Source organism: Pasteurella skyensis, from assembly GCF_013377295.1.
Classification (GTDB): Bacteria; Pseudomonadota; Gammaproteobacteria; order Enterobacterales; family Pasteurellaceae; genus Phocoenobacter; species Phocoenobacter skyensis.
Window position 1 is genome coordinate 1476854 of record NZ_CP016180.1, and the last position, 12071, is coordinate 1488924.

General features: G+C 34.8%; 9 protein-coding genes, 1 tRNA gene and 1 pseudogene. 8 read left to right on the forward strand and 3 right to left on the reverse strand.

The genetic code is table 11. From position 1 onward, the window contains the following. Positions 1-44 precede the first annotated feature (44 nt). Positions 45-1556, forward strand: coding sequence for a polynucleotide adenylyltransferase PcnB (gene pcnB, locus A6B44_RS07045; RefSeq protein WP_176673530.1), 1512 nt, complete (start codon positions 45-47; stop codon positions 1554-1556). Continuing rightward, complete coding sequence (gene folK / locus A6B44_RS07050) at positions 1553-2035, forward strand: 2-amino-4-hydroxy-6-hydroxymethyldihydropteridine diphosphokinase (protein ID WP_090923433.1); 483 nt, start codon at positions 1553-1555, stop codon at positions 2033-2035. The genes pcnB and folK overlap by 4 nt, the downstream gene beginning before the upstream one ends. Before the next feature lie 17 nt (positions 2036-2052). Here the strand turns inward: folK and A6B44_RS07055 are convergent, their stop codons facing one another. Next, a complete protein-coding gene (locus A6B44_RS07055; protein WP_090923422.1) occupies positions 2053-2757 on the reverse strand; it encodes a 3-deoxy-D-manno-octulosonic acid kinase in 705 nt (234 codons plus the stop codon). 140 nt (positions 2758-2897) lie between these two features. On the opposite strand from A6B44_RS07055, the gene folE reads away from it, so the two are divergent. The 5 genes from folE to glyA all read left to right on the forward strand — a co-directional run bounded on the left by folE (position 2898) and on the right by glyA (position 8415). Further along, positions 2898-3554, forward strand: coding sequence for a GTP cyclohydrolase I FolE (gene folE, locus A6B44_RS07060; protein ID WP_090923420.1), 657 nt, complete (start codon positions 2898-2900; stop codon positions 3552-3554). A gap of 46 nt (positions 3555-3600) precedes the next feature. Beyond that, entirely contained in the window at positions 3601-5382 is a 1782-nt protein-coding gene (locus A6B44_RS07065; RefSeq protein WP_090923413.1) for a cation:proton antiporter, read from the forward strand. A gap of 59 nt (positions 5383-5441) precedes the next feature. Then, positions 5442-5517: transfer RNA gene (locus A6B44_RS07070), tRNA-Asn, on the forward strand. 271 nt (positions 5518-5788) lie between these two features. Further along, positions 5789-7006, forward strand: coding sequence for a beta-ketoacyl-ACP synthase I (gene fabB, locus A6B44_RS07075; RefSeq protein ID WP_090923412.1), 1218 nt, complete (start codon positions 5789-5791; stop codon positions 7004-7006). A 146-nt stretch (positions 7007-7152) separates the two neighbouring features. Continuing rightward, positions 7153-8415 (forward strand): serine hydroxymethyltransferase, encoded by a 1263-nt coding sequence (gene glyA, locus A6B44_RS07080; protein WP_090923411.1) that lies wholly within the window; start codon positions 7153-7155, stop codon positions 8413-8415. 103 nt (positions 8416-8518) lie between these two features. Here the strand turns inward: glyA and A6B44_RS07085 are convergent. Both A6B44_RS07085 and thrS read right to left on the reverse strand, forming a co-directional pair. After that, positions 8519-9424: pseudogene (locus A6B44_RS07085) on the reverse strand (IS256 family transposase, variant Zn-binding type); the annotation flags it as partial. Between the two features lie 168 nt (positions 9425-9592). Beyond that, the gene (thrS, locus tag A6B44_RS07090) at positions 9593-11524 is read right to left on the reverse strand and encodes a threonine--tRNA ligase (RefSeq protein ID WP_090923340.1); all 1932 of its coding nucleotides are present in this window, start codon (positions 11522-11524) and stop codon (positions 9593-9595) included. Positions 11525-11806: 282 nt separating this feature from the next. Between thrS and A6B44_RS07095 the strand changes: the two genes are divergently transcribed. Next, entirely contained in the window at positions 11807-12067 is a 261-nt protein-coding gene (locus A6B44_RS07095; protein WP_090923341.1) for a GrxA family glutaredoxin, read from the forward strand. Positions 12068-12071: the final 4 nt, after the last annotated feature.

Here is a 12071-nt window from a genome sequence, read left to right on the forward strand (position 1 = left end):
ACTCCCTCTTTCTTGGATTATTGAGGTGAATTATTTTTAGTTACATTAAATCTTTTCTTTCTAAGAAAGAAAAGATTCAGCCAAGTTCTGTTGGTTCGAAAAAACAGGAAAAAGCAGCTATTCAAGTAAATAAAAAACGAAAAGATGTATTCGAGAAACCAATACATCAAAATAGTGAGCTTCCCTCACATCTTTTGCATAAAAAATTTACTGTTAATGCAAAGAAATATGGTATTTCAACAAAAAACTTTTCTAACAATGCAATAGCTATCGTTAACAAACTGTCTCGCAATGGTTTTGAAGCTTACATTGTAGGAGGGTGTCTCCGTGATATTCTCTTAGATCGAGAACCTAAAGATTTTGATATTACAACAAACGCTCGACCAGAAGAAATTAAAAAAATTTTTGGTCGTCAATGTCGTTTAATTGGACGGCGTTTTCGCTTAGCCCATATTGTCTATGGCCGTGAAGTATACGAAGTGGCAACATTTCGAGCTAACCCGAGTACCCTGTCAAATCAAAATGAAGTCGATAATAATATTGCAAAAACCAGTAATGAAGGAATGTTGTTACGGGATAATGTATACGGTTCATTAAAAGAAGATGCTCAGCGCCGTGATTTTAGTGTTAATGCCCTCTATTTTGATGTAAAGCATAATTTAATCTTTGATTTTTTTGAAGGGATTAAAGATATTCAAGCAGGTAAATTGCGCTTAATTGGCGATCCTAATACACGCTATCAAGAAGATCCTGTTCGAATGCTCAGAGCCATTCGTTTTATGGCAAAGCTGGATATGTTTTTAGAAAAATCAACGGAATTACCCATTTATCAATTGACTCATTTACTCAATAATATTCCTGCAGCACGTTTATTTGATGAATCATTAAAGCTATTACAATCTGGAAGTGGCGTAAAAACATACCAATTACTTCGTGAATATCATTTATTTGAGATCTTGTTCCCTACCATTGCTTGCTCTTTTACTGAACAAGAAGATTCTTATGCTGAGAAAATGATCATCAAAGCATTAACTTCAACGGACAATCGTATTCAGGATAATTTACGTATTAATCCTGCCTTTTTATACGCTGCACTGTTATGGTATCCAATGCGAGAAAAAATGGATGAATTGAAAAATGAAGGAGGGCTTAACACCCACGATGCAATGATGTTAGCGGCTAATGAGATTTTAGCTGAAACTTGTAATAGAATCGCATTACATCGCCGTCACACTGCTGTCATTCGTGATATTTGGCAATTACAATTCAGAATGACAAAACGTGTTGGAAGACGTCCTTATCAAACTCTCGAACACATTAAATTTAGAGCCGGTTTTGATTTCTTGGTTATGCGAGCTGAAATTGAAGGGGGCGATTTAGTTGAATTAAGTGCTTGGTGGCACGAGTTTCAGTTAAGTAATGAAGTCCAACGCACTCAGCAAATTAATTCTGTTAAATCTTTTCAAAATGGTGACACTCAAAAACGTAAACCACGTCGTAAGCGTTATTATAAAAATCGTCGTAAACCAAAAACAACAACGAGTGTCAATGAATGACAAAAGTATATATTGCATTAGGTTCCAATTTGAATAATCCGCTTGTTCAACTTAAACAAGCGGTACGATCTTTACAAAAATTTGCAAATTTTAAAATCAGTTCTTTCTACACAAGTCAACCTCTTGGACCACAAGATCAACCAGATTATATAAACGCCGTTGCAAGTTTTGAGACTGATTTATCGCCACTTGAGTTATTAGATTATTTACAGAATATAGAAAATCAACAAGGACGAGTACGTTTACGCCGCTGGGGAGAACGTACTTTAGATTTAGATATTTTGCTTTTTGGTAAAAAAGTGATCACAAGTGACCGCTTAATCGTTCCCCATTATGATATGCACCATCGTGAGTTTGTGATTGTGCCACTTTATGAGTTGGATCCTAAGTTAATTTTACCAAATGAGGTAACATTAGAGAGTCTATATACTAAATTTCAAGATCATAAAATGGTTAAAATAAACGAGAAAAAGAGTTAAATCGATTATAAAAAGTTTTATAGATCATAACCTTTCAATAAGATTTCCCAATCAGATCTGTCAAAATGAATATTCAAGCGTTGAACTTCTTTATTAAAAGAGCGCAGTAATCTTTCAAGGTTACTACTTTTCCAAGCTTCGCCTTGCTGAATGTTGCATTTATCAAAATCAATTAACCAAAACTTATTATTGAGTTCATCAAATAAAATATTATGGATATTCAAATCACTATGATGTACTTGATGTTGATGTAGCTGCTTAATCAGTTTCCCTATTTCAACATAATGCTGTGGTGATAGCGTATTTTTTTGTAGAAATTGGCTAAGATCTTGCGTATTTTCAATCTTTTCAATCAAAATATCAGCAGAATAAACACAAACCTTCTTATTAATTTTTACTGCAATTGGTCGAGGAACAGGTAATCCCCACTGAGACATTTGTTGTAGCAAATTAAATTCTTGCATTGCTCGAGTTTTCTCAAGTGTAGTAAAAAAATAACTCTCTTTAATCAATTTACCAAATAAACCGCCACGATAATAATGGCGTAACACACTATTTACTCCAATAATATCATCCGTTTGTAAAAACCACGTTATTCCCCTTCCTTTTGAAAATCCAAGTAAACGTGTATGATTATCAAAAGAGCTTGTATTTAATAACTCTTTAATCACTTTTTCTTGGCTCTCATTAACAATATTAGGGTTAAACTGGTAATAATTCATTGGCTTTCACAAAACAAAAATAAAGGGGTATTCTGGCAGAGATTCATAAAAGATCAATAACTTCACACTATTTTTACAACTTTTATTGAATTTTCAAGGCAATTTGATAGAATCCTCAGCTTAGTTTTTAAGGGTAAATTATGAATACAACATCATTTGAAGCAGATAACGTTCGCAATGCTTTGTTAAAAAAGGGGATTGAAACCCCAATGGTTTCATTACAACAAGATAAAGAAACTCGTAAAGTCGCCATTCAACAACACTTCCGATCCATTCTTGAATTATTAGGTATGAATTTAAATGATGACAGCCTTGAAGAAACGCCTCAACGTCTCGCAAAAATGTATATTGATGAGATTTTTAGTGGATTAGACTATGACACTTTCCCTAAAATTACCAAAATAAAAAATCAAATGAACGTCAGTGAAATGGTACTCGTCGATGAAATTACCCTAACCAGTACCTGTGAACACCACTTTGTCACCATAGATGGGACTGTTGCTGTCGCTTACTACCCTAAAGATTGGATCATTGGACTATCAAAAATAAATCGAGTCGTACAATTTTTTGCACAAAGACCTCAAGTACAAGAACGTTTTACAGAGCAAATATTAACAGCTTTCCAAACTATTTTAGACACGGATGATGTCGCCGTTTATGTGAAAGCAACACATTTTTGCGTAAAATGTCGAGGAATAAAAGATACCAATAGCAAAACAATCACCTCTGCATTTGGCGGTGTTTTTTTACAGGATCGAAATACTCGCACTGAATTTCTAACACTTATTCAAAAATAAGCGGTACGATCTTGTTTAAAATTTACAAATTTTCGGAGTAACCATTATGGATTTAGCACTAACATTATCTGCCGTTGTCGGATTAGGCATTGGAGCACAATGGCTGGCTTGGTATTTAAAACAACCCTCTATTTTATTTCTATTATTAATCGGTATTTTAGTCGGCCCTGTCTTAAATATTTTTAGCCCTGATGCTGTGTTAGGTGAATTGCTATTTCCTTTCATCTCCCTCGGTGTTGCAATTATTCTATTTGAAGGCGCATTAACCTTAGAGTTTGAAGAAATTCAACATCACGGTAAAGTTGTAAAATTATTGGTTTCTGTTGGAATGCTAGTGACTACAGCCGTAATATCTCTAGCGACTTACTGGTTATTTGATGTGGATTGGCGAATCGCACTCTTATTTGGCGCTTTAGTTTGTGTCACAGGGCCGACAGTTATTGTTCCTCTACTTCGTAGTGTTCGCCCTAATAGGACGATTTCCAATATCCTTAAATGGGAAGGGATTTTGATCGATCCTATTGGTGCCATTGCAGTAGTATTAGTTTATGAATACATTATTTCTGCGGGTACTTCAAATGAAATTTGGATCTTCGTAAAAATTGTTATTATTGCAACTATTTTAGGAATGCTCGGTGCCTTGTGTTTAGCCAAATTGATCAAGCACCATTTAATTCCTGATTATTTACGCAATGTTTTTGTGTTAGCTTATGTTTTATTACTTTTTTCCATTTCAAACGCCCTATCTCACGAATCAGGGCTCTTAACTGTGACAGTTCTTGGTGTTGCACTTGCAAACTGGAAAAACTTTCCTAAAGATAATATCTTAGAATTTAAAGAGTCTCTTACTGTTTTATTAATTTCAGTCTTATTTATTGTATTAGCTGCAAGAATTGATCTTGATGCTCTGCTTAGTGTTGGATTTTCTGGAATACTACTATTATTAATTGCAATGTTCGTAGCAAGACCATTAGCAATTTGGGCATCTTCTATTGGATCAAAGCTTACCTTAAATGAAAAATTAATGATTAGTTGGGTGGGACCTCGTGGTATTGTTGCGGCTGCAATTTCCTCTCTTTTTGCAATACGATTACAAGATCTTAATATTCAAGGAGTGGAATTATTAGTTCCACTGGTCTTTACCATTATTATTGGTACAGTCTTTATTCAAGGACTTGGAGCAAAAGCTGTTGCCACATTCCTTAAAGTACGAGAAGTGGCAGATACGGGTGTACTCATTGTAGGGGCTAATCCTGTTGCATTAATGATTGCCAAATCCCTGAAAGACTTAGATTTTAAAGTTATTATGACTCATACCAATTATAATGATTTAACCGAAGCAAGAATGATGGGCATTCAAACCTACTATGGTAGTCCCCTATCAAATCACGCAGACAGTCACCTAGATTTAATTGGTATTGGTTATTTGTTTACCGTAAGTACCGATCAGGAAATGAATATTTTATCTGCCGCTCATTACCTCCACGAGTTTGGAGAACAAAATATTTTCCGCTTAGAATTTAATGATAAAACCAATTTAAAAGAGCGCCATCAAAAACAAAATGGCTTTACAGTCAAATGTTTATTTGGCGAAGATGTGACCTATGGTAAATTGAGTAAAATGTTAAATAATAATGCAAAAATAAAAGTTACCAACCTCACAGAAAGCTACAATTATACAAACTACAAAGTAGATAATAACAACTTTATCCCCCTTTATACCGTAGATAAAAATGGACTTTTAAATATAATCGTAAATTCTCAGGAAATACCTAACGATTGCAAGTTAATATCTCTTGTATTACCTAATAATTTAGATCTATACTAACAAATAAACTTAATTATTTGACAAGATATATTTGTTAATATAATATTACAAAAGTTAATTCCTCCTTAGTTCAGTCGGTAGAACGGTGGACTGTTAATCCATATGTCGCTGGTTCAAGTCCAGCAGGAGGAGCCAGTTATTTTAGTTTATCCTTTGATCTTGTTTTATTTGTCTCCTTTTGTAAAACAGTGATTCATTCCTCCAAGAATTAGATCAAAGAAACTTTTTACCCTCATTTATGAGGGTTTTTTTTACCCAAAATTTGCTCCAAAATATTTAAATATAAAAAAACTGCTCTGACCACGAAAAAAATCGTGTAAAATAGTCAAAATATTATGGCTTATTACTATCAACAAGTATAAGCTAGAACCGTTTTTAGTTATTAAACTTTCATTAGAGGATAACAATGAAAAGAGTCGTTATTACAGGTTTAGGCGTTGTTTCAAGTATTGGAAATAACAAAGAAGAAGTATTAAATTCACTTAAAACAGGGAAATCTGGTATTGAATTTGTACCTGAATTTGCTGATATGAAAATGCGTAGTCAGATTGCAGGAACCATCAAATTAGATCCGAAGGAACTCATTGATCGTAAAGTATTTCGCTTTATGGGTGATTGTGCTGCTTATGCTTATCTTTCAATGAAAGAAGCGATTGAAGATGCAAATTTAACTGAAGATCAGGTTTCAAACGAACGTACTGGATTAATTATTGGCTCTGGTATCGGGTCTGGGCACTGGCAGTTAATGGCGTGTAATGCTGCTCAAAGTCCTCGTGGAATTAAAGCAGTTGGACCTTATGCCGTCACCAAAACAATGTCTTCAAGTGTTTCAGCTTGTTTAGCTACCCCATTTAAAATTAAAGGTGTCAATTATAGTATTAGTTCTGCCTGTTCAACCTCTGCACATTGCATTGGTAACGCAATGGAATTAATTCAACTAGGCAAACAAGATATTGTGTTTGCAGGGGGCGGTGAAGAGCTCGCTTGGGAATCAGCTTGTGAATTTGATGCAATGGGAGCGGTTTCTACTAAATATAATGATACCCCAGAAAAAGCATCTCGAGCTTATGATGCAAACCGTGATGGTTTCGTTATCTCTGCTGGTGGTGCTGTCGTTGTTGTAGAAGAACTTGAACACGCTCTTGCTCGTGGTGCAAAAATTTATGCTGAAATTGTAGGCTATGGTGCAACATCTGATGGCTATGATATGGTTGCACCAAGTGGTGAAGGGGCCGTTCGTTGTATGAAACAAGCGTTAGCAACAGTGAAAGATGAAGTTGAGTATATCAATGTGCACGGTACATCAACGCCAGTTGGGGATGTCAAAGAGCTAGAAGCAATCCAAACTGTATTTGGTGATAAAAAACCTGCCATTTCTTCCACTAAATCAATGACTGGTCACTCTTTAGGTGCGGCGGGTGCTCACGAAGCTATCTATTCATTATTAATGTTAGAAAATAAATTTATTGCTCCAAGTATTAATATTGAAACTTTAGATGAAAAAGCAAAAGAATCAAATATTGTCACTGAATATCAAGATAAAGAACTCACAACTGTAATGTCTAACAGTTTTGGTTTTGGTGGCACAAATGCGTGCTTAGTTTTTCAAAAATATAAAGACTAATTGACCTCAATATAGCGGTATGATGTTGTAAATTTTTTGCAAGATCATACCGCTTTGTTATGAGAAAAAACTACCCATCCAATTTAAAAAGGCGTAAAATAATAGCCGTATTTATCCTGCCCATCTTATCTATAAAGGAGAACGAAATGTTAAGTCGAAATATGAATATTGCGGATTATGATCCTGTTTTATGGCAAGCTATTTTAGATGAAAATCGCCGTCAAGAAGAACACATCGAACTTATCGCTTCTGAAAACTATACCAGCCCATGCGTAATGGAAGCACAAGGTTGCCAATTTACCAATAAATATGCCGAAGGCTATCCGGGTAAGCGTTATTATGGTGGTTGTGAATTTGCTGATATTGCGGAACAGCTTGCGATTGATCGAGCCAAAGCATTATTTGAGGCTGAATATGCCAATGTTCAACCTCATTCAGGTTCTCAAGCTAATGCTGCTGTCTATATGGCATTATTACAACCTGGTGATACGATTTTAGGAATGAGCCTTGATCACGGCGGACACTTAACTCACGGAGCAAAAGTGAGCTTCTCTGGTAAAATTTATAATGCTGTACAATATGGTATTACTGCTGATGGTGTGATGGATTATGAAGATATCCGTCGTCAAGCTATTGAATGTAAACCAAAAATGATTGTAGCAGGTTTCTCTGCTTATTCTCAAATTGTTGATTGGGCAAAAATGCGTGAAATTGCCGATGAAGTGGGGGCTTACTTATTTGTCGATATGGCTCACGTTGCAGGATTAATTGCAGCAGGTGTTTATCCTAACCCTGTTCCTTATGCTCACGTGGTCACCACAACTACGCACAAAACCTTAGCAGGTCCTCGTGGTGGTTTAATTCTTTCAGGCTTAAAAGATGAAGAGTTACATAAAAAATTAAATTCTGCCGTATTCCCTGCTAATCAAGGTGGTCCATTAATTCACGTGATTGCAGCAAAAGCCGTTTGTTTTAAAGAAGCAATGGAAGATACGTTTAAAACCTATCAAAAAGAAGTGGTAAAAAATGCTAAAGCAATGGTTAAGGTCTTCCAGCAACGTGGCTATGATATTGTTTCTAATGGAACAGAAAACCATTTATTCTTAGTGAATTTAATCAAAAAAGGTATTACAGGAAAAGCCGCAGATGCAGCGTTAGGTGCCGCAAATATCACGGTGAACAAAAACTCTGTTCCAAACGATCCACAAAGTCCATTTGTGACATCTGGTCTTCGTATTGGTACCCCAGCAGTCACTCGTAGAGGTTTTACAGAACAAGATGTGATTGAGTTAACAGGTTGGATTTGTGACGTGTTAGATGCCGTTGGTAAAGAAAATGAGCAAGCAGTAATTGAGAGTACAAAACAAAAAGTATTAGCTATTTGTAAGAAATTACCTGTTTATGCTTAAATACCTTTAATAAACAAAGGCATAGTAGACAAAATAGTTGGTAATTTTGAGGAGCTATGCCCATAGTAGACAAATGAGTTGGTTTTTATTATTTTATAAATAATTACCAACTCCTTTTATTTAGAAAATCTTTTATAAACATAATCTTATGGTATTTGGTTAAACCATTATGATTAGATAGTTTTCGTTTAAGTTCTCCAAATAAACTTTCAAGCCTATTTGTTGTTTTTTCTATATTTAATTCAGGATATTTTTCAAAAGTAAATAAATAATCCATATTATATTTTAAGCTCCTGTAAGCACTTCTTATATTACGATGTTTAAAAGGATATTTACCCTTTTCATTTATTTTATCGGAGCGTTCATTTAAATATTCTTTATGTTTTAAATACCAATAATGTAAATTAATATAGAACTCGTTTTTAGAGCTATTTTTTAATGTTTTAACTAATATTTTTAGCTCTTTTCCCGCTTCAGATTTAGGGTTCCTTGTTAATTTCCTTATTACATTTGCTATTTGATGAAATTGGCAAAGTTGTGCAGGCGTATTTAAAAAATCTCTTAATAATCCTCGTCTTCCATCACAAGTAATAGATTGAATAATATAGCCTTTTTCTCTTAATTTATTCATTGCTAATAGATAATAAAGATTTTTTTCTGTTGTCACAATTTGATGATAAATTACCTTCTTTGATAAAGTGTCCATAAAAACGAGAACACCAAAATTTCGACCAAAGAAAGTGGTATCCATCATTAAGTTCAATTTATTATTTTGTGGGATATTTAATGGCGTTTTAGGGGCTTTTAAAACATATCTTTGAATAGTTCTAACAGAGCAATTATATTTAATTGCTAGTTGCTTATAGGTTTGTTTACCTTCTGTGTAATCTAGCCAAATTTGGCTTGAATTTAAGGATTTTTTGAAGGTAAAAGTTTTATTACAAATAGAGCATTTATAACGTTGAACATTATTTTGGGTACCATATTTGTGAATATTCGTTTTATGACAAAAAGGACAAGTTTTTTATTCATTTTCAAAAAAGTGGGCTAAAGCACAGTAATATAAAGCTTTAACCCATTTTTTACCAACTATTTTGTCTACTATGCCTAAACAAATCATTAATAAAAAAAGAGGTAGCCTATAATATAAGCTACCTCTTTTTATTATGCTATATTATTACTCTTCTTCAAATAATTTCAGATCTCGATTACGTACTTGTGTTTTCAACATTTGAACAAATTCATCAACACTAATTGAACCTAAATCTTTACCTTTACGAGTACGCACTGCGACTTTGCCTTCAGCAATTTCTTTATCGCCACAAACTAGCATATAAGGTATACGACGTAAGGTATGTTCACGGATTTTGAACCCAATTTTTTCATTACGTAAATCTGATTTTACACGTAAACCTGCGTCAGATAATTTTTTCACAACACCATTTACATAGTCAGCTTGGCTCTCAGTAATATTTAATACTACCGCTTGCGTTGGTGCTAACCACGTAGGAAAGAAACCTGCATATTCTTCGGTAATAATACCGATAAAGCGTTCCAGTGATCCTAAAATAGCTCGGTGGATCATCACAGGTGTTTTACGATCATTATCTTCTGCTACATAAGACGCATTTAAACGACTAGGTAAAGCAAAGTCTAACTGAATGGTTCCGCACTGCCATTCACGACCTAAACAATCGTGTAAAGTAAATTCAATTTTAGGACCATAGAATGCCCCTTCACCTTCTTGAATTTCATAACTTAAACCGTTAGTTTTTAATGCAGCTGCTAAGCCTGTTTCTGCACTGTCCCACATTTCATCAGAGCCAATACGACTTTCTGGACGAGTTGAAAGTTTGACTTCAACCTCATTAAAACCAAAGGTACTATAAATATCGTAAACCATTTTGATACAGCTGGTTACTTCGCTTTCAACTTGATCTTCAGTACAGAAAATATGTGCATCATCTTGGGTAAAGCCACGCACACGCATTAAACCGTGTAATGAACCTGACGGCTCGTTACGGTGACAAGAACCAAATTCCGCCATACGCAATGGTAAATCACGGTACGATTTTAAACCTTGATTAAAGATTTGTACGTGACCAGGACAGTTCATCGGTTTTACGCAATATTCACGGTTTTCTGATGAAGTCGTAAACATTAACTCACCGTAGTTTTGCCAGTGACCTGTACGCTCCCAGAGTACACGATCCATCATAAACGGACCTTTTACTTCCTGGTAATCATATTCTTTTAATTTAGTACGCACAAAAGTTTCCAACTCACGGAAAATTGTCCAACCATCGTTATGCCAGAACACCATACCCGGTGCTTCTTCTTGCATATGGTACAAATCTAACGCTTTACCAATTTTACGGTGGTCACGTTTTGCTGCTTCTTCTAAGCGTTTTAAATAGGCTGACAATTGTTTTTTATCCGCCCACGCTGTGCCGTAAATACGTTGTAGCATTTTATTATCACTGTTACCACGCCAGTATGCACCTGCCACTTTTTGTAATTTAAAATGTTGGCAGAATTTCATATTTGGTACGTGTGGACCGCGACACATATCGATATATTCTTGATGATGATACAACGCTGGTGTATCACATTTATCAATATTTTCCGTTAAAATTTCTAATTTATAAGACTCGCCACGTGCATCAAAGGCATCATAAGCATCTTGCCAACTACCGACTTTTTTAATGACTTCGTAGTTTGTTTTAGCAAGCTCTAACATTCTTTTTTCAATTTTTTCAATATCTTCTGTGGTTAAAGAGTGTTCTAAATCAACATCATAGTAAAAACCGTTGTCGATCGTTGGACCAATCGCCATTTTTGCATTTGGATAAAGTTGTTTAATTGCGTGGCCTAACAGGTGGGCACAAGAGTGACGAATAATCTCTAAACCGTCTTCATCTTTTGCAGCAATAATTTCTAATTTACTGTCTTGTTCAATCATATCGCACGCATCAACACGTACGCCATCTACACGACCTGCAATAGTCGCTTTAGCAAGACCTGAACCAATGCTTTGAGCAACCTCAAAAACAGAAACTGCTTGTTCAAATTCACGTGTTGAGCCATCTGGCAAAGTAATAATTGGCATAATTTTTTTTCCTTTACAGTGGTCGCCCATACAAAAGGCAACTTGTTGTAGTCTTTGAAAAATAATTCACTACTTCGCTCGCTTTACTCGTATTGAAGTTATTTTTCTTTGACTATAATTAATCAAATAAAAAAGGCAGATTTCTCTCTGCCCTACAAATTCTTGCTTATTATCACCTTTACAACAGGCAAATAAGCGGTGCGATTTTACCACAAATTTGCAAATCCTCAAATTAGATGTCATTATTTACAAGAATTTTTTAACTTATTTAAAGGAATGATTATGTTTGTAGAAATTTATGGACGCCTAACTTGCCCTTACTGTCTTAGAGCAATTTTACTCGCTAAGAAGATGAAAAAACAATTAGATAATTTTGATTTTAAATTTATCAATATGACTGCTGAAAACATATCGAAATCGGATCTTGAACCTCGAGTTGGTAAAACAGTGGCTACCGTTCCTCAAATATTTGCTGATAACGAACATATCGGTGGTTGCACTGAATTTCAAGCATTTGCTAAAGCAAAGTTTAATATTAGTTAACAAC